We start from the raw sequence: 22,163 nt of genomic DNA, 5'->3' as shown, positions 1-22,163 counted from the left end.
GACGACGACTCTCCCCTATGGTCGACAAAGAACTCGGAGAGGCGACTATCGTCTACGAAGACCCCGACGACGGAACCGTCGAGAAGAACGTTCAGAACGAACACGTGGCGTACTTCCAGGACCACTGGCTGGTGAAAATCGGCGAGGACGACGAGGGGCGCGACATCGTCCGTCGGATTCCGGCGAACCGGGTGTACCACGTCGAGCGAACCGTCGAGAAGTTCGAAGAGGAGGTCAAGACCGTCCGCGACCAGGTGCAGTCGTTCACCGACGACCTGCGGTCGAGACTCCTCGGCAGCGGCGGAAGCGGCGACGGCGGAAGCGACGAACCGCTCAGCATCAACGTGGAGAACGAGAACGACGAGTCGAACCGGTAATCGGTCGCGTACCGCTCGGCGGTACGCCGTCGACGGCGTCTCCTCGGTGCCGAACCGGGAACCCCTGGCTCTTCCACTCGCTCGGCGAAGCTCTGTACCGAAAATCTGTAAATTACCCCTCGAACCCGTCCTCCCACCGGAACGTCCCGTTTCGCTGGACGACCTCGCCGTCGACTTCGATGGTGGAGCGCTCGCTCATGTCAGTAATCATGTCGAGGTGGACCGCCGACTGGTTCCCTTCCTCGCCCTCGGGGAGACAGGCGTCGTACGCTCGGCCGACCGCGAGGTGGACGGTGTCGCCCATCTTCTCGTCGAAGAGGACGCTGTCGGTGAAGCGGTCGATGCCGCGGTTCATCCCGATGCCGAGCTCACCGAGGCGGCGCGCGCCCTCGTCGGTGTCGAGGATGTCGGCGAGCACGTCCTCGTTCTGGCCGGCGCTGAAGTCGACGACTTCCCCGTCTTCGAAGGTGAGGTGGACGTCGGTGATGCGCTTGCTCCGGTGAGTCATCGGCACGTCGAAGAACGCCTCTCCCTCGGTGGCGTACGGGGCCGTGAAGACTTCGCCCGAGGGGAGGTTGTGCGAGTCGTAGGCGACGGAGGCGGCGGAGTTCACGGCGGTCCGCCCCTCGATGGACACGGTGAGATCGGTTTGCTCCTTCTCGATTCGGACTTCGCTCCCGGCGTCGAGCACCGCTTTCATCTGCGCCATCTCGTCGGCGAGCGACCCCCAGTCGCGCAGCACGGCGTCGTAGACGAACTGCTGGTACTCCTCGTAGGCCATCCCGGCCTGCTGGGCGAGCGAGCGCGTGGGGTGGACCGTCGCCACCCAGTCGGTGGCCATCCGCGCCTCCCGAATTTCTTCGCGTGCGCGGGCGAACGTGCGCTGGGTCTCGCCGGGCACGTCAGCGCTCGCCGTCGTGTTTCGGCCGCCGCCGAGGCGGAGATAGGCGTCGGCGTGCTCCAGCAGCGCGAGTTCGTGCGCGGGGTCGGCGTCGAACTCGCCGTCGTGGTTCTTCAGGTAGGCGCGCGACACCTCCGCGGAGTCGTAGAGGGTGACGACGTTCGCCCCGCGCTCGCCGAGTTTCTCGGCGACGGCGACGGCGAGGTCGTGGGCGTCTTCGGCGACGCTGACGATTACGTCGTCGCCGGCTTCGATGCGCGCGCTCCAGTCGACGAGCACCGCGGCGTGCTCGCGTACGCGTTCGTCCATGCGCTGGTGGAGGCGGGATATGTGGAAAAAGCAGAGGGGTTCGGCGCAGGTCGCTCTCAGTCCGTCGCGACGCTCCGACAGACCTGCCCGAGTTCCTCGACCGATTCGACGAGTCGCGGCGTCCACCGGTTCAGAACGGTGCCGTCGAGGACGTGGACGTTCCCCCGTTCGACCGCCGGGAGGGACTCCCAACCCGGCCGCGAGGCGAGTTCGTCGAGGCGCGCTCGCGTCTGCTCGGGGTCGTAGCTGCACGGCGCGACGACGAGCACCTCCGGCGCATCGTCGACGAGATCGGCCCACTCGACGGCGACGCTCGACTGCCCCGGTTCGGCGAGACCGTACTCGCCGCCCGCGGCGGCGACGACCTCGGGGACCCAGTTGCCGGCGACCCGCAGCGGGTCCATCCACTCGACGACGGCGACGCGCGGCGCGTCGACGGGGCGCTCGCGCCAAACGGCGTCGATGCGCCGCCGACAGCGTTCGACGACCGCCTCCGCGCGCTCGACGCGCCCCGTCGCGTCACCGACCTCGGCGACGCAGTCGAAGACGTCGCCGAGCGTGCTCGCCGAGAGCCCGAGCACCTCGATCTCGGCGTCGCCGAGCGTCTCCCGAACGAGCGTCTCGTCGACGGCGCAGACGCCGCAGACCGACTGGCTCAACACGAGGTCCGGCTGGAGTTCCAGAAGCAGGTCGCGGTCGACCTCGTAGGCGCCGCCCTCGCGTCGGGCCTCCCCCACGGAGCGGTGGCGGTCCGCGCTACTCTCGCCGGTGACGCGCGACCGGTCGATGACGGGGCGGTCGTCGACGGCCGCCGGAAAGTCGCAGGCGTGCGACACCGCGACCGGTTCGACGCCCAGCGCGTAGCAGATCTCGGTGCCCGACGGGGAGGTCGAGACGACTTTCGGCTTCGGTCGCGGGTCGTCGGGAAAGAGCGACCCCGTCATCCCCTCGTTCGTCATCGTCTCATCTCCGTCCCCGCGCGGCGAACGCGAGCGAGACGAACGCTAGTGCGCTGGCGGCAGCGCCGACGCCGAATCCCGGCGCTTCGGCCCCGCTCTGCGACTCTCCGTCGGCGTCAGTAGCGCCGGTGGTCTCCGACTCGGCGGTGTCGTCGCTCGCAGTCGACGTCGTCTCGTTCGTCCCGTTCCCCTCGGTCGTCCCGTTCGCGGACAGCTCCTCGCCCTCCGCCGTCGACGATTCCACGGCCCGCTCGTAGGCATCGGGGTGGAACGCCGAGGCGAGCTGCGTTATCGCTCGTTCGATTCTCGGCGCGGGGCGGTTGAGGTGCTCGATGGGAACGACGACGACCTGATCGTTTCGGACCGCTGTCGTGCTGTTGTACGCCTCGGTCCGCGGGACGGTCGGGTCGTCGGAGTTCCGGAGAACCCAGTCGGGGTCGGCGTCGACGACGAGTTCGTCGCTGACGCGCTTGTAGCCGGTGACGTTCGCCTCCGCGGCGACGTTGTCGCCGCCGGCGGTCTCGATTATCGTGTCGATGAACGTCCCCTCACCGGCGGTGTAACCGTAGAACGTGTAGATGACGTCCGGGCGGTCGCGGTCCTCGACGGCGTCGCGGACCGTCGAGACGTTCTCGTCGAACGCCGCGGCTCTCGTCTCGGCGTCGTCGCACGCGCCGACGAGGCGACCGGTCAACCGCGTCTTCTCGGAGACGTCTTCGACGGTTTCGGCCTCCTCGAAGTGGTAGACGGTCACTCCGGCCTCGCGGAGTTTCTCGACGGTCTCCGCCGAGGTGGCGTTCGGCGCCAACACGAGGTCGGGTTCGAGGCTGACCACCGTCTCCGCGTCGACGATGTCCTCGGTCGTCGAGACGTTCGTCGCCGCTTCGGCGCCGTCGAGGTTCGAGGCGTACTTCGTCAGGCCGACGACCTTCTCGCGCGCGCCGATCTCCCACATCGTCTGCGCCGCGCTCGGGTTTAGCGTCACCACCCGCTGCGGCTCCTCGTCGAGCGTCACCTCGGTGCCCGTCGCGTCACGCTCCGTCAGCGGAAACGAACAGTCGCCGCTCGTCTGCATCGCCTCCACCGTCGTTGCGCCGGCCGAATCCTCCGCCGCGACGCTCCCTACTGCGCCCACCGCGGGCGTGAGGGCGAGTGCGAGAGCGAGCGCGACCGTCAACAGCGTCCGTCGTGTCGATTGCACAGTATCGGCACAGACGAAGTAACTCAATAAAACTTTGTCTAACGAAATCACAGTTGTTGTATGGCCGATGCGTCGGAGTCGAGCGGAGAGCGGAGAGATGAAGAGCAGAGGGACGGAACGGATCCGGGAGAAGAAGCGGCGGCCGCGCCGGAGTCCGGGCGGACCGAGAGGGGGGAGTGCGCGGCGTACGTTCCGGCCGTCGGTGTCGGACCGGGCGACCCGCGGTATCTCACCGAGCGCGCCGCGGAGTTACTGGCCGACGCCGACGTCGTCGTCGGCTTCGACACGGTGCTCGACCTCGTCCGCGACCGGACCGACGCCGCGTTCGTCCGCTGTTCGTACGGCGACCAGTCCGTCCGGTTGGCCGAGTTCGCCGAGCGTGTGGCCGACGGCGACCGCGGCGTCGCGGTGCTGTGGGGCGATCCGAACGTCTCGGGCTACCAGTTCCTCGGCCGCGTCGAGCGTGCCGTCGACCGACCGGTTCGCGTCGTTCCGGGCGTCTCGGCGGTGCAGGTCGCCGCCGCACGGGCGCGGACGCCGCTGGAGCAGTCGACGGTCGTCTCGCTGCACAAACGCGGGGAACTCGCGGTCGAGGTTGACCGAATCGCGGCGGATATCGGAGAGCGGCACCTGCTCGTTATCCCTCGGCCGCCCGACTGGATGCCCGAGCGCGTCGCCGCGCACTTGCTCGACGCCGGCGCGAATCACGAACGCGAGGTGCTCGTCTTCGAGTGCTTGACCTTTCCGACCGAGTCGCGGACGACGACGACGCTCGGGGCGTTGGCCGCGACCGGTGAGGGAGACGAGCGCGCCGAAAACGGCGAGAACGAGGGGTTCGGCGGGAACGGCGATCGTCCGCCGGAGAGTTCGTTCGACGACCTGACCGTACTGGTCGTGCGTCGGTGACGGTGCGTCGGAAATCGTCCGCATCCGCCGTTCGCTCCCGCGGCCGCCGACCCCGTCACCCGTCGAACATCGAGAGGACGCGAGTGAGGTCCTCGCCGTACTGGACGAGTGCGTCCTCCAACCGGACGGCGCCGACGAAGTCGCCCGCGTCGTCGACGACGGCGGCGCGGCGGGCGTTCTCGTCCGCGAGGTGCGCGACCAGCGCCGAGAGGTCCTCGGACTCGCGGACGGTAACGAGGTCGCCCGACAGCACGTCTTCGGCAGTTTTCCCGTCGAGTTCCTCGCCGGCGACGTACGCGCGGCCGATGTCGGCGGGCGTCAGCAGTCCGAGCGGGCGCTGCTCGTCGAGGACAGCGACGAGTTCGAGCGCCCCCTCACGCATCGCGGCGGTCACGTCTCCCACGGGCGTCGTCGGCGCGGCGGTCGCGACGGTCGTGTCGAGGATGTCGGTGAGCGTCATGTCGAGAGGTGTACGAGAGCCGGGAGCGTAAGTGCAGCGACGGTCACGCTGTGAGCAGGTGTGCGGCGACGCGCTGGGACGACGGTGGCGCGTGGACGGTCCCGACGAACCACAACCCCTTACCTCCCTCCCGTGAACCTCCGACCATGCAACTGGGCGTCATCGGACTGGGTCGCATGGGTCAGATCGTCGTGAACCGAGTCGCCGACGCGGGCCACGACGTGGTCGCGTTCGACCTCGACGAAGCAGCAGTGAACGCCGCCGCCGACGCGGGTGCAGAGCCCGCCGAGAGCGTCGAGGACCTCGTCGAGAAACTGGGCGAGGAGAAGCGCATCTGGCTGATGGTCCCCGCTGGGGACGCCGTCGATGCGACGCTCGCCGACCTCGACGCGTATCTCGACGACGACGACGTGGTCGTCGACGGCGGCAACTCCCATTTCGAGCGCTCCCTCGAACGCGCGAAGGCCTGCCGGGCGGCGTACCTCGACTGCGGAACCAGCGGCGGCCCCGCGGGCGCGGAACTCGGCTTCTCGCTGATGGTCGGCGGTCCGCAGTGGGCGTACGACGAACTGACGCCCGTCTTCGACGCCGTCGCAACTGGTCCCGACGGCCACGACCGGATGGGCGAGTCGGGGTCGGGCCACTACGTGAAGATGGTCCACAACGGCGTCGAGTACGCGCTGATGCAGGCGTACGGCGAGGGCTTCGAACTCCTCGCGGACGGTCGCTACGACCTCGACCTCGAAGCCGTCTCGCGGACGTGGAACAACGGCGCGGTCATCCGGTCGTGGCTACTCGAACTCTGCGAGGAGGCGTTCGCCGAAGAAGGAACGGACCTCGGCGACGTCGCCGACCACATCGCGGGCGGGTCGACGGGCACGTGGACCGTCCAGGAGGCGCTCGAACAGGAGGTGCCCGTGCCACTCATCTATCAGGCGCTCGCCGAACGCTTCGACAGCCGAAACGAGGGACGGTTCTCGCGACGGTTGGCGAATCGGCTCCGTTACGGCTTCGGGCGGCACGAAGTCGCGCGCGAGTGAGCATCCCTGCGTCCGGGAAACTCTTTGAGGCGGACGCGAGCGCGAGGCTATCTCCTCAGCGTGCGTCGTAGTGTGTGTAGAGGTACGAACGATGACATCGGTTTTCGGACGTTTCGAGGGTTACCTTCGCGGTGGTGCCCTCTTGATTGGCTACGGACTGACAATTGCCGCCACGGCGCTTCTCGCGGCCGTCGTCGCGCTCTACGTGATGCAAGTGGTTCCGCGAGGGGTACTCAGCTGGTACGGATTGGCGTTCGGCGCGGGTCTCGTCGGCGCAGCGCCGGTGGTCGCCGACCATCTACTCGGGCGACTCTTCGAGGCCCGTCGACTCGCACGTGCCCGGCGGCGACAGCACGCCGTCTCGCCATCGACAACGAGTCCGTAAAGTCACAGCGAGAAACTGAGAACAACGTTATTTGATCGGCCAGCGTACACTCGTCTATGGATAGAGCTAGCGTATCAGTTCGTCTGTACCGCGTTCTGAGTCGTGTTCGGTACGCGGCCATCGGCGGGGCGATCGGTGGTGCAGTCGGGGGAATCGTGAGCAAGAAAGCCGCCAGCACGGGTGCGGCCGTCGGCGCACTCGTCGGGGCGACGTTCGGCGAGACGAGGGTGACCGCTCGAAGCCGTTTCGACCGGATGAAAGAGCGCGGCGAGGAAGAACTCAAACGGATTCCGCTGGAGTAGTCGACTCACGGGAGGATTCGATTTCCGGCTCTCCTCGCGCACGGCTCTGCGAGAGCGGCCGTAGCGTCGGTGAGCCGTCGGTGGAATCACAACTGTTGTAAACCAGCACTCCGTAGCCGCCGATATGGCTCTCATCGACCCAGTGGCGCTAGGACTGGGCGCGGCGCTGACGGCGCTCGCCGTCGCGATGCACTTCTCCAAGGGAACGGGGTGGGCGGCCACCGCCGACATCTCCCAAGAGGTGCTCGAACAGCGCGCGTCGACGGTCCCCGAGACGGACTTTCCCGAACCGATGAACCGCTCTATCGGCGGCGGCGGTGCCGTCGCCGTCGGTGGCGCGGCAGCGGGCGAGGAGGGCGAACTCGAAGAGGGTGAAGCCCAAGAGGAGAGTTCGAGTCCCGCCGACATCCCCGAGGACGAAGTCGAATACTTCGAGGTCGAGTTCGTCAAGGAGGGTGCGACCATCGAGATTCCGAACAATCAGACCGTCCTCGAATCCGGCGAAGAGGAGGGCTGGGACCTTCCGTACGCCTGCCGACAGGGGCAGTGTGTCTCCTGTGCGGGGCAGATTACCTCCGGCGGCAACTCCGAGGACTACGTCGTCCACGACAACCAGCAGATGCTCGACGACGGCGAACTCGACGACGGCTACACGCTCACCTGCGTCGCCTACCCGCGTGCGGACTTCTCCATCGAGACCGGAACCGCGCCGTAATCGGTCGACGAGTTTCGGATTTCTTCTCTCTTCTGTCGATAGCTGTCAAACGATTGCCAATGCCGAGAGACAGGTCACAACCGTTATAGCCAGTTGTCCTGTACGTTTGGGTGAGGGCCCGTAGCTCAGTGGACAGAGTGCTTGGTTCCGGACCAAGATGTCGCGGGTTCAAATCCCGTCGGGTCCGTTCTAATTCATAGCGCTTCCGGATCAACAGACGGCGGAGAGGTGCTTATAAAGAACACCTCCCTCCACCCTCTGGAGTTCGTTATGTAGTATGGCGGCGGCACTGCCGTCTTGCGGTTCGCTGGAATCAAATGGTACGTAGTCTGACTTAATTCTAGCGGTGAGGAGAATCGCCACTTCAGTAGAGATCTCCGTGGAGAAGGATGAATCAGGGATAGTCCAGAGACATCGATATACAAAGCATTGAAAATATGCATTTGCCCGAATTTTAGAGCGCTTTCCTATGTGGAAGCTAACGCACTTGGGACTCCGTAGTTAGCTCACCAACGTCGGCTTTCATCCGCAACGCGATTTGTTTTGAGATTCCATCAATAGCGAGGAGATTCTCCATCGTCGCTTTCTGTACATCTATAACCGAGGTCAACCCGGCATCGTAGAGTATCGACGCTTCAGTCGCTGTCACGCCACTAATCCCGGTGAGTTCGGCAACTGCGTCATCTCTCGACAACTCCGAACTAAGCTCAATGCGCTCAGCCAGATCGAGGGCGCTCTCCCACGTCCCAAACCGAGTCTCTACCGTTGAAACGGACATTGAACCTTGGTCGTTCATCTCGGCCTTGGTCGGGTATCGACCGAATGTCCTCGTCAGTTCGGCGACCGACTCAAGGATATCGACACGAGTGTATTTGCGTCGATTTCTGGAGGCCCAGTCGACCGGTTCCAAGTTAGCTGCACGAAGTGCATCCTCCCACGAGCCGAACATCTCTACGTACTCGTCTGAGGGGTACCTCCCACAGGCGTCGACGAACTCTTCTCGCGGGGATTCTCCGATGGTCACCGCCAGTTCTTGGAGTTCATCAACGAGCCTAGTACGGCTTGCTCCGGAAATGTCGTACCCAGACCGTTCGATAGCGTTTCGCAACTCTGTGAGACGTCTTTCCGTCTCACGGTGTCTTTCCTCGAGATTCGCGGCATTTTGCAGCTGCGAATTACCGATTATTTCCTTGGCCGTATCCAGCGAGTCGCGAGCGGTCATCCAGCTCTCGTTCGCTGCACTCGCGTCCTCAATATCGAGTTGCTGGTGGCTCTTCGAGATGAGTTGATTTGCTCTGTCGAGATGCTGGGCAGCCTCCGACGAGCGGCGCTTTAGATACGTTTCGAGAGACGACTCGGCATTCGACCTGTACTCACAGAGTGTGTCTAGGCGTTGCTTGATCTCCCATTGTTCTGCTAAGTCGGATCTCTGAGCCCACTGTTCGGCGTCAGATAGATGTTCTATCGCCTCAGTGAACCCCTTCGCTGCGTCATCGTACGCGTTGGTTTCGAGGTGGTCAATGGCTCGAGCGACTGCTTTCTCTGCGCGTTCCATCAAGCTCCAACAAATACTGAAATGCTTCCGTCGGAGCGCGTCGGAGCGCTCGCTTTCCAAACGGCGAGATAACTGTCTGACCTGTTTACCAGCATCGCTTCGGTCGACTTTTCCGACGAGTTCAGTCGCCGCATTTAGCTCTTGTTTCGCGTGCCCAAAGTGTCCACTCGAACTTTGATACGAGCCCTCTTTACTCGCTTCGACGCCAGCTTTGATCTGCTCTTCGACCGATTCAATCAACGAATCGAATTCTAGTGAGTTTCGATACCGCTCAACTAACTCTTCGGTCTCCTCGGCTTGGTTCGCCAAGCACTCCAACCGTTCTTGTGCTGCTCCGCCGACACTCTCGACGATGGGTTGAACCGTTTTGATGGTACTTACTGCCGACTCGAGATGATCAACTGAAGCTTCAATGTCGACCGCGGTCGTATCCTCACCGAGGCCATTGATTGCGTGCTCGATATCACGCTCTGCTTCATCGAGTCGTTTTTCGATTTTCTGTGTCTCAAGTTCAGCGTGTATCTGATTGTCCAGTCTGTCGAGCTTTTCTCTACGGCGCTCGACTGGTTGAGTCCATTCGTGTTCGCTCAACTGCGTGGTGATTTGATTTGCCGCATCGAGGTGTTTCTTACCACGATTCACGTGGTCGAGTGCAGAGGTGAAATTTCCATCTTGAATCGCTGATTCGCTAATTCCGATCTGCTCGTTACAGGCAGTAATCGAAGAGAGAAGTCGTATAGACTGATTTACACGTGTCAACTGGTTGTGGAGTTCGTCGACTTGTGTGGAAAGTTCCACTTGAAACTCGTTCTCTACGAGCGAGCGTAGTTTACTCTCTACTTCATCAGTAATCTGATCTGCCTTTTGTAACTCAGATCCCGTCTCCTCGTCTTTTCCGTCTAGAAGGTTTGTGCGCGCTTTGACAACTGCGTCCTCAGCCTTTTCCAGTAGACCAACACTCTCATCGTGAAGGCAGACCCAGTCGTTTAGCTTCGAATACTTCGTGTGTGCCTTCCCGTGTTGAACTTCCAGGAAATTCTCGACTAGAGACTCAGCAGAACGGCGGAGGCGTCGCTCTGTTTTCTCTCCAATCCGAGGGATATGAGAGAGAGAATTGGCTTCGACGATGTCTACTGGCGACTCGATGCCGTGGTCACGTAGTGAGTCTGCTCGCTGTTCCCCAATACCATCTATGTCAGTTAGTGTTGGCTGAGGTATCGGCGAGCCAAGGAAGTCAATATCGTTGTAGGTGATGTCTTCCGACTCTGCGAGATCTACGGCCTGCTCGACATTTTTCGTGGCCTCTTGGTACGTCTTACACGCGTTTTGAGCCGACTGGGACAGGAGTTCGTCCCCTTCCTGCATTTGAATGTAGCCGACTGTCAGCGTTGTTTGGAAATAGCCACGCCAATATTTCGAGGATACCGTTTCGACGGGCGGTAAGGCGTCTCCAGAGGACGATGTAACTGTGAGAGTTGCTGACGAGAGATCCTCTATTGCGGGTTCGAGTGTGCGATATATCTCTAGTGCTGAATCGAAGTTTTCAGCCTCGTACTCATTTTCAGCCGCGTCCAGTTTTTCCTTGACAAGTTCGATTGAGCTAGATAGCGTTTCCCACTCAGCAGTCCCCTTCTCAACCCGTGTCCGTAATTCATCGATAGCTGTAAGGTAAGACTCAACTTCCGTTCGGAGCCTCTCTGATTCTACATCGTCTACGAGAAATTGGTACGTCTGTTCGAGCGATTCAACGCGGACCGTTGCACTCTCTACTGCACCCTTATTGAGGTCGTCGTCGATACGCTCTCGTTCTTGTGCCAAGTGTTCCTTTGCCGCAGTCTCAACCGATGCTACCGCCTGTTTCCGTCGATACGTTACCCATCCAAACGAGATGAGAAGTCCGAGCAGAATATACGAAATAAAACTGGTGAGTGCGAGAGCCGTGGCCTGTTCAAAATCCCAGAGTAGAGCGCCGACAATCGCTACAATCACCATTAACACACCGGCTTTCAGTAATCGCGACCGGCGGTTCCACTGCGTAAGCCGACTAACTTCGGCTTCGATTCGTAAATTCATTGTAACGTGCTCGCGTCGAATGCGCCCTTATTGTTAGTGACATGTTTGGAGAGGGCTTTCTTGACCGCCATCTGAGCGAACTCGCTGGACGATACTCCGGTTGACGCGAGCGCGACTCGCAGCACTGAACAGAGTACTGGGTTGATCTCGACGGCGCTCAAGAAGTCTGTGTTCGAATCAGATTCACTGTCGCCTATTTTCGTAATCTCAATTTCTTCGAGTCCTTCTCGAATGGCCTGTTCAATGAATCGACTATCGTGACCGATAGAGGCGTTCCCCTCAACGTGCTCTGAAACGGCCTTCAAGAGAGTCATTGGAAGCTCAATCTTCGAATCACTGTGACTCGAAACGTAGTTCGTCCTGTTCGATGGTCGTGTGCCAGACGTGAGCTGAGGGTCCATTTTGAGGAGAACTGACTCCTCACTTCCGCGGATCTCTTCACAGATGCCGAGAAGTCGTTCTCGAGCGTTTTCGTTCGTCGGCCAGGAGTAGGAATCCGATTCAAGAATCCCGTGCGCTCCGTGCTGTTCGAGTTGGTAGAGTGACTCGTCGACACCAACCCCCATCGTCTCGAACCCAGGTCGGGCGTCGAACGATTCTCCCCAAGTGACGAGCTGACTCGCCATGTCGAGCAATTCCTGTCCGTCCTCTTTGAGGAGTACTGCGTCCTCCTCTGTAGGAATCCCGACAACGTGGTAAAAGGTCGCTCGTTTGTCGCCATCAGGGTTCCTAAGGATTCGACCAATTCGTTGGACGAGCGAGTGGCTAAGGCGACCGCTTGAACGGTTGATCCCGACGTCTGCGGTTTTGATGTCGACACCCTCTCCGAGTGTGGAGGCGGTTCCGATAATCACACCCACCTCCCGCTTCTCGTCGAACGACTCGATTGCCTCAAGCGGGTCACCATCGTAACTATCGAGGTCGATCACGAGGTCGTCGAAGTTTTCGCCCAGTTCTCTGCGCAGTCCCGAGACGACGGTTTCAATCTCATCTCCGGAGTTGAGGAGGACTACGCATTTGTGGTCGTGAACGTGGTTTAGCGTGATGGTCGTGATCGCAGAGAGCGTCGGCGAGAGATTGTACTTTGTCAACCCCCGAGACTTGGTTGCAGCAGAGAACTTCCGGAAGTTGTCGTCGCGCTCCTTCACTTCTCGACCGTATCGAGATTGCGTAACAGACCGTGCCTCAGAGAGCGAATTGAAAGACAACTGGGCATCAGCTACGTCTTCGAGAACTGACGCTGCTGATCCGTCGGAGTACTGGTCATAACCGGTACGATACTGCTCTGTCACCTCGGCGAGCGTCGATTGGCCTTCGAACGGGACAATTCTGACGTGCCAATCACACTGGGGGATAATCCCGACACGCTGGCCGTCTCGGAGGGAGAACTCGAACAGTTTCGGTATCTGACGTCGCTCAAGTGTGTTACTGTTCTTCTCGTTGAGCGATCCCGAGAGCGCCAGTAAATGACCACTCATCTGGTCCAAGAGAGCACCAAAGCCGCTTCCTCCGACGTAGTGGTGCGTCTCGTCGAGGACGACGAGGTCAGCATCGGGGACGTCTCTTTCTAACAACCGATTTGGCGTCCAGAAATGCACCTCTCCCCACGAATAGCGAGCCGTGTATTCTCCGTCGCTAGCTGACGCCTCTTTCGGGATATTGAGATGCCGGTCGAACTCTCGCTTCCACTGGTCGAGGATGACCGACCGGTGTGCGACGACGACCACGGTTGCATCACCGTCTGTGTCTGGACGGAGATTCTTTCGCGTGAGATCGGTATCATTCGGATGTAAGTCCCCGAAGTGATGTGCGATGGTTGCAAGGCCGAGGAACGTCTTCCCAGTTGCAGTCGCCATGTCGACGTATCCTCGACAGCCGGAGTCAAGCCATTCGGCGAGTGCCTCTCGTTGGTGCTCCCAGAGTGGGGTCACCATCTTCGGTTGTTCAAGTAGCTGTAGGAGGCTTTCTCCCGACCGTCGACTCTCTTCTGAGATTTCTACTAACGCATCTACAAACGCATCGCTCCGCGGACGACAGAAGAGTTCAGCCATGAGGTCGGTTACGGCTGCTCCTTCCGGAAGACGAATCCGCTCGAAGTCTGTATAGTCGAACTTCTGGTCGGCGACTGCCCCAATCATCGCCTTGTTCAGTACAGCCTCCACCGCTCGGCTCGTCGAAGTGTAGTTCGTATGTCGTGAGGACTCAATATCCTCTTTTAATCCATTGAGCGCCCACATGACGATTCCGAGGTCACGACCAGATACGCTTCCAACAGGGAGGCTCGTCTCCGAACGTTGTCTTCCGGTTGTCCGTGCCAGTCCTCGTCGATATAGATCACCCGTCTCACTTGAAAAATCTCCCTTCGTGAGATTTGTGTCGCCAATCGTTATGCCTTCCATCACCAACGTCGCTGACTCATCAATGTACGAGGGCCACTGTGCTTCGGGCATCCCTCCGAGCCACTCCTTTTGGAATATCTCGCGCGGAGTTTTCTGATCAGCAATGGAGTCCGCAAGCTTATCGATATTCATTCGATCCCTCCCTCGTCAATCCCTTTGGAAGGACCCGTGCTACAGATAAGGTATGAAGCGTGCCACACCTACTCATTCGCGTATGATATTCATATCATTGTATAACAATGTATCGATTATATACCAGTTGGTGGGATAATTAGAGTAGTTTGACCAGGAAAACTCACCTAGAGGATAGCCGCGGTGTTAGTCCCCGCCGAAATTAGTCGAATCGTGAGGGAACTTCGACGATGTGAATGGTGTGCCGAGACTTGGTACCGTACGTAATTCGGTTGCTCTCGAGGTCAAATTCTACGTGTCCATTCTGATACCCGCGACGTTCGATCTCGCGGAGCTTGTCTCGATCGCCGATCTCCCAGCAGAGGATCTTTCCTACACTCTCGAGCGGTTTGTCTTCTTCAAAGTGATCAGTGAGCTTCAGATGCACTGAACTCCCGTAGAGACGACCGTTCTGTTCGACGAGTGCGTTCACGTCCGCACCCAAGTCGAAGTCTTCGACGGTGATTGTCGGCTTCGCTCCCTCTCTGTTTGACCGTTCTAGACCGAGGATGACTTCAGATTGATTCGTTGCCTCGAAACGTCCACGTTCAGTCACCGCTTTTTTCCGTTCTTCCACGGACTTTTGTTGGGTCGATGCCTTCCGATTCAACTCCGCAACCCGTCGCTGTTCGAGATACCCTTTAAACCACGGATCGGCGGCAACCTTCGACAGGAAGTAGTTGAGTTCCGTTTCGATCGCTTGGTAGATGGCGCTCGACTTGTTACGAATCTTCTCTCGGTTCGCCGAGAGTTCTATGTCTTGGGAGTTCGCGATGAAGAGGAAGTGAATAAACTCGTTATCGTGCGATATTGCCTCGTTGAGCCGTTCAACCTTGATGTGATCTTTAGCGAGCCAGATCCCGAATTGCGCGGAGTGTCGACCGTACGTCGGAAGCTCATCTCTAGCATCCTTACCCCCAACCATTCCGACGACCTCCAATTCAGTCGTCTCACCGTTATCCGCCTCTATCTGGAGGGTTTTCGGCCCGTAATGCTTACACATCCGAGCTTCCGGGAACGGCTCCTCACCGGGATCAAGCTGTTCCTCCGGGAACTCCAGCTTGTTGTTCGTGACTAACCTCTCTCGCGAGTCGTCGATCCCGTCGTCAAGCCTTACGGTGATTTCGAGATCACGGAACTGCTCTGGATGGAAGTGATACTTCGTCGACCCAGCTAACGTCTTCCACTTGAGGTAGTGTTCGATTTTGTTGTATGTGAGTGACTCAGGCGCGAAGCCGCGACCAGATTTAAAGCCGGTTACCTTGATGCGCGTTCCATCATTACCCGGACGCGTCGTTGACTCAGTAACCTCGTACTCAGGGAGCTCTCGATTGTTGAGTGTGTCCCACGGCTTGTCCATCACAGCGTGGAGGTTTTTCCCCTCTTGGGCCGTGTCAACGATGATTTGGTTACTCTTGTAGAGAATCTTTGTTCCGTGCCCCTTGTATCCAATTGAGTCGTGCTCAGGATCACTCTTCGTTGAATTACCGAGGTCGAAGAACGATTCGAGATCCGACTCAGACATACCTCGACCGTTATCCTCGATGATGATTTCTGACTCCTGAGCACGGCTCTTAATACTGATTTCTACCTCCGTCGCCCCAGCGTCGTAACTGTTCGAAAGCGCTTCACGAATAACTTCGAGCGGGTCCTCGAAGTCGCTCGCAATCTCCAAAAACTCGTTTACCTCGTTGACTTTCGGTCGTTTCCTCGTCTGTTTCTCTGGAGTCGTTTCTTGCATGTTAGAAGTACCCGCCGAGCGATTCGTTTACAACGCGGTGTGCAAACAGCCGCATTGATTTGTTCTGTCCGAGTGTCGATTCGAGATATTCGATGAGGTCGTCTGTTCCCGGTGAGCGGATGCAGTCCCTGATATAGGCCACCTCGCGTTTTTGGACGATGAGATTATGCATCGCTACTGGTCCGAGTTCGTCTTTTCGGTATTCGGCATTACCCTTCATTCGACTCACCAGTACCTCGTTAGAGCAGACTGGACAGTTGCACTTGCTAAAATCGACTTCGTCAATCGATTTCGACCCTGTCAAAGAGGTATTGTACTTTCCGTTGATTGCAGAGTGAAGGTACGACGAGGAGTCGAAAGAGTCCGCGCCAACCGCTGCTAAGAGGGGGATCGCACTCGACGAAATTCCCAGTACGTGAAGCGGCAAGTCGTCGAACCCCCAGTCCTTCAGTATGGACCGGCAGTCCTGAATCGCGTCTATGAGGCGACCCTTGTTATCCTTGAGCGGAACGAGGCTACCCAACGCCACACCATCGAACTCGTCGTGTACTCGCGAAGCACCGACTATATCGTCGATTTCCCCGAGAAAGGTGTCCAGCATGGAGTAGTTGTACCCATGGAGCGTCAAGAAGCGCGCACTCATCGTCCCTTCTGAGAGATTGAGAAATTCAACGACGTTCTCTGCGGTCCGTCGGGCCTTCTCGACCCTGGTTTCGTAGTCGTCGTCCGGTGCGATTGGGCGGTCTAAGTTGACGATGATATCGCCACCCATCCGCTGTTGAATCTCGAAGATTTTCGCTTGATCAATCTCGACTTCGAAATTGCTGCCGTCGAGTTCGTATCCACCGAGGAATTTGAATCCTCCAGAATCTAAAAACAAGGTCCCATTGAACTCCTCGAAGACCTCACGTTCTTTGACCGGCTCTGCGATGTAGTCCTCGTACCGTTCTCGAGAAATGTTGTAATCGGTGAGTGAGCCGACAGAGGTCATGACGCCATCGAAGTACTCGCTGTAATCACCCCCACCGATTACGTCGTCACCAGTCATGAACTCCTTCATCGTTCGATGGATTCCGCCACCGTAGAGACTCCGTGCCAACCCTCCGGCGTAGAAATTCAGCACAGGCAGGAGATTAGGCGTCTCGAGTTCGGTATCCTTTATTCGAAGCGTACCCGATCGAGCATCTCCAATTGTGGATTTGACATCGAAGTTAGCTACTTTGGTTTCTGGGACGTCAAACGACATTCAGGCAGACACCTTGAGAGCCGTGTCGTCACCACGGATGACTCGCTTGAGGACCTGCCCCTTGTATCCGATCCCATCCCCTTCGACGAACTCTGTGGTGACGTCGAGCCCGCGGTCGAAGTCCTCTATTGCTGCCCTGTATTCGCGCCCCATATTGACGATAATGCGGTCGTATTCTTCATCAGTAATAAGCCTCCTGAGTTCGGCGACGACTTCTGGTCGCAGTTCTTCGGCGCGTTTTGTATCCATTCGTCGGTCGTAGTAACTAATCTGATCATCTGGTCTAAGAAGGCCGTGTTCAGCCGAGAGGATTCGCAACTCCATGTCAGACCGCCACTCGTCCTCTCTTATCGATTTTTTGATTATTTTATAGAAGTATCCGGAGTACAATTCCAATGCAGGGTGTCTTCCTGGGGCCTCTACCTTCGAATTTGAGCAAGATTGGACCAATAGTAAAGACATTAACTGGTCTCTCTTCGCCGAGGCCTTATTCTTTACTACCAAAGATTCGTCTTCACTAGCTTGAAAGGCCAGCCCCACTCGAAATTCTCAGAAATTGCCTGGTGCGGGGGTTCTTGACTACGTGGAAAGTGAATAGTTAGTTCGGCACATCCGCAGAAACTGCGCTAACCGGGAACTCGGTAGAGAACACTGGTGTCAGCTAAAAGCTAAAGTAAAGTGATAAGTGCAAGGACCGGTTTGGTTGTGACAGATGACCAAGAGTCAACAAAAGAAGTTGACCATTGACGTGATCTCGGAGGACGGTGAGCGTCTAAGTGATGTTTTCATTTCCGTGATTTCTGGGGAGTACGCAGACCACGAGAGGAGTAGGGACGGTAGTGTAACCTTCGTTCACGAATTCAAATCACCCGTAGAAGTGACTGTCCACCACTGCGAGTATGTACCGCGGATGAAAACCGTCACCGTGTCCTCAAAACACGTACGGCAGAGTGTACGTTTATCTGATCTGACGTACAATCTACCCCAAGGAGAGATGTGACACGGTGTCCCGAACACGTAGCCATGACGAGGGTGTGAACGAGTACATCCACGATGCGAATCAATCGCTTGAGTCAATCTCTAAAGCCCACGAAGACCCGAACGAAGTGTATCGCTCAGTCCTCAATGCACATAGTTCACTCTGTGCTGCGCTCAACTCACTCAGATCGAGCGCGCCTGGTAGTGATGGAACCTCACGTCAGCGCATCGATTCACTGAAAGAGGATATCAAAAGGCTAGAAGAGTACGCCGAACTCATCGCTGCCGACGAACGGGTACTCGTAGAATTGACGGGTCGATCCAGTAATTCAGCTGGTCCGCTCTCAGAAAGTGACACCGTTCAAGTTCGAGATTTCCTGGATGATATTCGAGATCTACCTGCTGTGGGTCAGACGAAGGGGCTGAGCGACGAATCTTTTGATCAGTTTTCGCATCATCTTCGAAACCTACTACGCAAACACGAAGCCCACGAGCCATCTCGAGACGAGCTTCTGTCTCACGTGGAGCAACTTGCCAACCAGCTCAACCGTATCCCATCTCACGAGGATATGAGACTCGAAGGAAGGTACAATCTCAACACCTATTACGATCACTTCGGTTCGTGGTCGGGTGTCATCAAAGCGACGGATATTGGACATTATGCGGTTTTCCTTGATGATCTCCGATCGGTTAGCGAGAAATTAGGAAAACGGCCCACTTCCGCCGAATACGGCGTTCACGGAGAGTACACACTCAGCCGGCTAAAACGAGCTTTCGGAACTTGGACGAGAGCTTTAGAGGCATCTCGGGTCGATCCCGCGACGAACGAAGACCTCTGTAATGCAATCGAGAAGTTGGCCGAGGAACGTGGGCGTGTTCCGACTGCACGTCAGATGGACCAACATGGCCTCTACAACTCCCAGCTCTATGCCGATCGATTCGGAAGTTGGCTGGCTGCGGTCGAAGAGACGAGCCTGGACTATCGATCGGATGTACTCGACGATTTAGAAGCTGTCGCGAAGTCTTTGGGCCGTTTACCGACGACGACAGAGATGGACAAACACGGGACCTACTCGTCGGGAGATGTCTACAACCACTTCGATTCTTGGGACGAAGCGAAGGAAGCGATCGAAGTACCAGAACCACAAGAGGGAGATCCGACCGAGAGACGCGACGAGATGATCACTTCCCTCGAAGGGCTGGCTGATTCAGTCGGTAGGGTTCCGAACGGTTCTCACATGGAGGAGCACGGCAAATTCGAGCAACACGAGGTCACAGACGAATTTGGTAGCTGGTACGAGGCAATCGTGGCTACTGACCTCGATCCAGAGCCAGACCTAATCAAGGACGTCCGCGAAGTCGCTAAGAAAGTCGAACAGCCTCCAACACTTGGGCAACAGACCACGTACGGAAGATACAATCCTCAAGACGTTTACCGATACTGTGACTCCTGGCCAGAACTGAAGACAGCAGCGGGAGTTTCGACACAGTCAGAGGTCGATGCCCTTCTACAAGCTGGCGACACTGAATCTCCAGAGGACCCTAGTTCACATTCAATCTCGCCATCCGAACTCGCTGAACGATATGAGGAATTTTGGCAACTCAGCCGGGCAGTGGATGGGCTCGTAGAACACGTCGATCCAGAAAATCCAGATTCACCGATGTGTCAGTGGCGAGATCTTCTGTCACAGTTCCTTTCGTCAGGGTTGGAGGGATGGAAAGACGGGTATGGGCCCCAACAGTCGGATCGATCAGAGGTTAGCATGAAGGAGTATCGAGCTACGTATGGCGACGGTGGCTCCGTGACCGAGTTTCAGGTAATCGAAACAGCGGTAGTTGACCCAGTTATTGGAGATCTCCTCGAAAGCCTCGACAAAGTCGATGCGGGACGGTCGCTTCGCGTACCTGTGATACCCGATACCGCTGAGCCACTTCCAGTGTTCGTTGAGACAGAACACGAACTCACACGCGTCAAGAAAGCCCTCGCTAAGTTCCCCGAGCGTCCATCAGTAGACGGATGGGAGTGGGTCGATGAGGGTGATGTGACACCCCGAGACGATGACTCACATGACATGTCGGGCTCATCTGGAGATGGGTCCACACAAGCGGTCTCAGAACTCTGTACCGTCGGTGGTATCGAAGAGGGAGAAGCCGAATCTCTCATTGCTGCTGGCTTTGAATCAGTCGCAGACCTAAAACAAGCGACACTCGATGAACTCGTTCGAGTAGATGCAATTTCAGAAGGTCTAGCTTTCAGAATGAAAGCAGACGTTGGAGGTGTATAGTTGACGGACCGACCGATAACGCAAAGCAAAGCGACTAACAACCTACGCTGAATAACCAAGGAAAGCGATGTCTGTCTTTCGTGTCGAGGAGGAGGGTGACGATGGGTACGGGAGACTCGGGACTCTCGACCTCCCCTCTTACTCCGTCGATACACCTGCTCTGTTTCCCGTTATCAATCTCATCGGAGGGACAACAAAGGCATCTGGCGGTGTATGGAGTCGAATGCGTGACCGACTCATCTCTGCGGATCATCTCCAAGGAGTTATGTTTCAAGCCATGAGCTTCACGGATTATGGCGTCTCTCCTGACAATCTAAACAACTTCTGGCGAACCGAAACGTTCCACGAAAAATACGAGAGCCTGAATGCCCCGATTTTCATCGATTCTGGTGGATTCAAGCTCATGAACTCCGATACGTTCGGTGCAGCACCGTCAGAGGGCGGTGCAGAGAACGAGTGGGGGCTGTACACGAATCCAGAAAGTATCCTCGGTCTCCAACTCGACTTTGGTGCCGATATCGTTGCGACGCTCGACTATCCCGTTCCGCCGAACCTGAACGCTGAAGAGCGCGAAGAACGGATGTGGAAGAGCATCGAGAGTTCGATACGCTGTCTCCAATTACTCGACAACCCTGACCAGTTCGACACCGACACGCTCCTCAATCCGACTGTGGCCGAGCGAATCCAGACTGGGGGTTTCGATCCCACAAAGGGTGGTCAAGAGAGGCCCGGTGTCTACATCGCCATCCACGGACACGATGACGAGTGGGTCAGTTGGTACGTTCAGAAATTTATCGAACGGGTCGAAGAAGAGGGCCTCGAAGACTCGTTCGAGGGATTCGCGATCGGATCGCTCGTTCCCCTCCGAAGTAGTATTGATATCTTAGTCAACATCGTCAATGGTGCGAAACAAGCGATAAAACAGAAAGGGCTCGACGACGACGTCGGTCTTCACGTATTCGGTATCGGTGGGAAACAGGTCGGGCTACTCTCGCTGCTCGGTGCGGACTCGTTCGACTGTTCGAGCCACATGCAGACCGCGATGTACAAGAAGTACCTCGTTCCGGACACGTGGGAACACGTCAAGCTCGACGATCTCGATGCGTATCTCGAGGGAGGAGAATTCCCGTGTGCACTCGAGAACTGTCCGTTGTGTAGCGGTGAATACAATGTCGATTACACCCTCCTGAACGAGGAGCTCAACCTCAACCTCGATTATCACGAACGCGAAGCTCGAAAGGAGAACGACGAATGGATCAAAAGCGACTACTACGCACTCCTTGCCGGCCACAATTTCGAGGTCTACAACGACGAGTTACAGCGCGTCCGGGATGCGATATCAGATGGACGACTCCTTGAGTACGTCGTCGGACTCGCTCGCGAACATCCCGACATCGCTAAAGGACTGAAACAGGCACAGGTACAGGACCCAACGAATCAACTTACAAAGGACCTTCGAGAAATCGGCGCAGAGGACCTTATACCAGGGCCTGGGCTAAAGACCGATCAGAAGCGGCTCACCGAATGGGGCGGTGGCGTAGAAGACCTGGAGATGACTCAGACGATTTCGCTCAAGCACCGACCAAGCGATTTCGATATTCTTCAGATGAGGTACGAGCCACCGAAGAACAAAGACGTACTCCTCATGATACCGTGCAGTCAAGTTAAGCCGTACTCAGAATCGCGGACGCATTCCGTCCTCTGGGACAAGTTAGGGAGCCAGTCGGACCGCATACACAAGGTGACTGTTTCGGGGATGTACGGTCCAGTTCCTCAGGAGATGGAGCAACGGGACCCCGTTCTTGAGTACGAGTACGTGCTGGCGAACGAAGACACGAGACAGCGTGAGCTCGTGACGAAGCGAGTGACGCAATATCTCGAGACGCACGGTGATGCGTACGACTATATCGTCGGGTATGTGGCGAGCTCAAACTACCGACAGGTAATCGAAGACGCGTTCGAGGCGTACGGTCGAGGTGAAATTTTCCCCCGCGACCCCCGTGCACTCCAACTGACGGAACACTTCCGCAACGAGAATATTCAGCAGCTCATCGACTATCTCCAAGAACATCCAGCCGCTTCGTCCTCCGACATCGAGTCTTCGAAGATACTAGATTAGTCCACGCGAGTCAGGGATGAAGAAAGGATTTCTACAGATGG

The 22,163-nt window shown here is 57.7% G+C and carries 17 protein-coding genes and 1 tRNA gene; 9 read left to right on the top strand and 9 right to left on the bottom strand.

All coding sequences use genetic code 11. The features are described 5' to 3' along the window. The first annotated feature begins 17 nt into the window (after nucleotides 1-17). Complete coding sequence (locus LAQ74_RS15990) at nucleotides 18-377, top strand: hypothetical protein (RefSeq protein WP_224333554.1); 360 nt, start codon at nucleotides 18-20, stop codon at nucleotides 375-377. A 112-nt stretch (nucleotides 378-489) separates the two neighbouring features. Here LAQ74_RS15990 and LAQ74_RS15985 read toward each other — a convergent pair whose 3' ends face one another. The 3 genes from LAQ74_RS15985 to LAQ74_RS15975 are packed head-to-tail and all read right to left on the bottom strand — an operon-like array spanning nucleotide 490 to nucleotide 3,747. Then, the gene (locus LAQ74_RS15985) at nucleotides 490-1,587 is read right to left on the bottom strand and encodes an aminopeptidase (protein ID WP_224333553.1); all 1,098 of its coding nucleotides are present in this window, start codon (nucleotides 1,585-1,587) and stop codon (nucleotides 490-492) included. Nucleotides 1,588-1,643: 56 nt separating this feature from the next. Beyond that, nucleotides 1,644-2,546: an ABC transporter substrate-binding protein gene (locus tag LAQ74_RS15980; RefSeq protein ID WP_224333552.1), complete on the bottom strand. Its 903-nt coding sequence runs from the start codon at nucleotides 2,544-2,546 to the stop codon at nucleotides 1,644-1,646. Nucleotides 2,547-2,550: 4 nt separating this feature from the next. Beyond that, a complete protein-coding gene (locus LAQ74_RS15975) occupies nucleotides 2,551-3,747 on the bottom strand; it encodes a PGF-CTERM-anchored ABC transporter substrate-binding protein (protein ID WP_224333551.1) in 1,197 nt (398 codons plus the stop codon). A gap of 60 nt (nucleotides 3,748-3,807) precedes the next feature. On the opposite strand from LAQ74_RS15975, the gene cbiE reads away from it, so the two are divergent. Next, nucleotides 3,808-4,653, top strand: coding sequence for a precorrin-6y C5,15-methyltransferase (decarboxylating) subunit CbiE (gene cbiE / locus LAQ74_RS15970; protein ID WP_224333550.1), 846 nt, complete (start codon nucleotides 3,808-3,810; stop codon nucleotides 4,651-4,653). A 55-nt stretch (nucleotides 4,654-4,708) separates the two neighbouring features. On the opposite strand, the gene LAQ74_RS15965 is transcribed toward cbiE, so the two are convergent. Then, nucleotides 4,709-5,113, bottom strand: a complete 405-nt coding sequence (locus LAQ74_RS15965; protein WP_224333549.1) for a CBS domain-containing protein — start codon at nucleotides 5,111-5,113, stop codon at nucleotides 4,709-4,711. Nucleotides 5,114-5,259: 146 nt separating this feature from the next. Between LAQ74_RS15965 and gnd the strand changes: the two genes are divergently transcribed. The 5 genes from gnd to LAQ74_RS15940 all read left to right on the top strand — a co-directional run bounded on the left by gnd (nucleotide 5,260) and on the right by LAQ74_RS15940 (nucleotide 7,742). Then, entirely contained in the window at nucleotides 5,260-6,153 is an 894-nt protein-coding gene (gnd, locus tag LAQ74_RS15960; protein WP_224333548.1) for a phosphogluconate dehydrogenase (NAD(+)-dependent, decarboxylating), read from the top strand. Nucleotides 6,154-6,295: 142 nt separating this feature from the next. Continuing rightward, entirely contained in the window at nucleotides 6,296-6,538 is a 243-nt protein-coding gene (locus LAQ74_RS15955; RefSeq protein ID WP_224333547.1) for a hypothetical protein, read from the top strand. 56 nt (nucleotides 6,539-6,594) lie between these two features. Next, nucleotides 6,595-6,840, top strand: coding sequence for a YMGG-like glycine zipper-containing protein (locus LAQ74_RS15950; RefSeq protein WP_224333546.1), 246 nt, complete (start codon nucleotides 6,595-6,597; stop codon nucleotides 6,838-6,840). Nucleotides 6,841-6,964: 124 nt separating this feature from the next. Continuing rightward, on the top strand, nucleotides 6,965-7,555 hold the full coding sequence (locus LAQ74_RS15945; RefSeq protein WP_224333545.1) for a 2Fe-2S iron-sulfur cluster-binding protein: 591 nt from the start codon (nucleotides 6,965-6,967) through the stop codon (nucleotides 7,553-7,555). Nucleotides 7,556-7,669: 114 nt separating this feature from the next. Next, nucleotides 7,670-7,742: transfer RNA gene (locus LAQ74_RS15940), tRNA-Arg, on the top strand. Between the two features lie 291 nt (nucleotides 7,743-8,033). Here the strand turns inward: LAQ74_RS15940 and LAQ74_RS15935 are convergent. The 5 genes from LAQ74_RS15935 to yaaA all read right to left on the bottom strand — a co-directional run bounded on the left by LAQ74_RS15935 (nucleotide 8,034) and on the right by yaaA (nucleotide 17,202). Continuing rightward, complete coding sequence (locus LAQ74_RS15935; protein WP_224333544.1) at nucleotides 8,034-11,102, bottom strand: homing endonuclease associated repeat-containing protein; 3,069 nt, start codon at nucleotides 11,100-11,102, stop codon at nucleotides 8,034-8,036. Nucleotides 11,103-11,179: 77 nt separating this feature from the next. Continuing rightward, entirely contained in the window at nucleotides 11,180-13,714 is a 2,535-nt protein-coding gene (locus tag LAQ74_RS15930; RefSeq protein WP_224333543.1) for a DEAD/DEAH box helicase, read from the bottom strand. Between the two features lie 202 nt (nucleotides 13,715-13,916). Beyond that, entirely contained in the window at nucleotides 13,917-15,494 is a 1,578-nt protein-coding gene (locus tag LAQ74_RS15925; RefSeq protein WP_224333542.1) for an ATP-binding protein, read from the bottom strand. A 1-nt stretch (nucleotide 15,495) separates the two neighbouring features. Then, nucleotides 15,496-16,740, bottom strand: a complete 1,245-nt coding sequence (locus LAQ74_RS15920) for a tRNA-guanine transglycosylase (RefSeq protein WP_224333541.1) — start codon at nucleotides 16,738-16,740, stop codon at nucleotides 15,496-15,498. Then, nucleotides 16,741-17,202, bottom strand: coding sequence for a peroxide stress protein YaaA (gene yaaA, locus LAQ74_RS15915; protein WP_224337302.1), 462 nt, complete (start codon nucleotides 17,200-17,202; stop codon nucleotides 16,741-16,743). A gap of 572 nt (nucleotides 17,203-17,774) precedes the next feature. Here yaaA and LAQ74_RS15910 point away from each other — a divergent pair. Together LAQ74_RS15910 and LAQ74_RS15905 are read left to right on the top strand one after the other, a co-directional pair. Further along, entirely contained in the window at nucleotides 17,775-20,003 is a 2,229-nt protein-coding gene (locus LAQ74_RS15910; protein WP_224333540.1) for a homing endonuclease associated repeat-containing protein, read from the top strand. Nucleotides 20,004-20,070: 67 nt separating this feature from the next. Further along, complete coding sequence (locus LAQ74_RS15905) at nucleotides 20,071-22,122, top strand: DUF5591 domain-containing protein (RefSeq protein ID WP_224333539.1); 2,052 nt, start codon at nucleotides 20,071-20,073, stop codon at nucleotides 22,120-22,122. Nucleotides 22,123-22,163 lie beyond the last annotated feature (41 nt).

The sequence above is a fragment of the Haloprofundus halobius genome (genome assembly GCF_020097835.1).
GTDB classification, from domain to species: Archaea; Halobacteriota; Halobacteria; order Halobacteriales; family Haloferacaceae; genus Haloprofundus; species Haloprofundus halobius.
This window is presented reverse-complemented; position numbering and strand designations above follow the sequence as displayed.

What these genes read in the sequence shown, in the direction of transcription:
- LAQ74_RS15990 (WP_224333554.1), top strand. Translation starts at nt 18, where the DNA reads ATGGTCGACAAAGAACTCGGAGAGGCGACTATCGTCTACGAAGACCCC.
- LAQ74_RS15925 (WP_224333542.1), bottom strand. Translation starts at nt 15,494, where the DNA reads ATGCAAGAAACGACTCCAGAGAAACAGACGAGGAAACGACCGAAAGTC.
- LAQ74_RS15985 (WP_224333553.1), bottom strand. Translation starts at nt 1,587, where the DNA reads ATGGACGAACGCGTACGCGAGCACGCCGCGGTGCTCGTCGACTGGAGC.
- LAQ74_RS15945 (WP_224333545.1), top strand. Translation starts at nt 6,965, where the DNA reads ATGGCTCTCATCGACCCAGTGGCGCTAGGACTGGGCGCGGCGCTGACG.
- cbiE (WP_224333550.1), top strand. Translation starts at nt 3,808, where the DNA reads ATGGCCGATGCGTCGGAGTCGAGCGGAGAGCGGAGAGATGAAGAGCAG.
- LAQ74_RS15950 (WP_224333546.1), top strand. Translation starts at nt 6,595, where the DNA reads ATGGATAGAGCTAGCGTATCAGTTCGTCTGTACCGCGTTCTGAGTCGT.
- LAQ74_RS15965 (WP_224333549.1), bottom strand. Translation starts at nt 5,113, where the DNA reads ATGACGCTCACCGACATCCTCGACACGACCGTCGCGACCGCCGCGCCG.
- yaaA (WP_224337302.1), bottom strand. Translation starts at nt 17,202, where the DNA reads ATGTCTTTACTATTGGTCCAATCTTGCTCAAATTCGAAGGTAGAGGCC.
- LAQ74_RS15905 (WP_224333539.1), top strand. Translation starts at nt 20,071, where the DNA reads ATGTCTGTCTTTCGTGTCGAGGAGGAGGGTGACGATGGGTACGGGAGA.
- LAQ74_RS15935 (WP_224333544.1), bottom strand. Translation starts at nt 11,102, where the DNA reads ATGGTGATTGTAGCGATTGTCGGCGCTCTACTCTGGGATTTTGAACAG.
- gnd (WP_224333548.1), top strand. Translation starts at nt 5,260, where the DNA reads ATGCAACTGGGCGTCATCGGACTGGGTCGCATGGGTCAGATCGTCGTG.
- LAQ74_RS15980 (WP_224333552.1), bottom strand. Translation starts at nt 2,546, where the DNA reads ATGACGAACGAGGGGATGACGGGGTCGCTCTTTCCCGACGACCCGCGA.
- LAQ74_RS15920 (WP_224333541.1), bottom strand. Translation starts at nt 16,740, where the DNA reads ATGTCGTTTGACGTCCCAGAAACCAAAGTAGCTAACTTCGATGTCAAA.
- LAQ74_RS15930 (WP_224333543.1), bottom strand. Translation starts at nt 13,714, where the DNA reads ATGAATATCGATAAGCTTGCGGACTCCATTGCTGATCAGAAAACTCCG.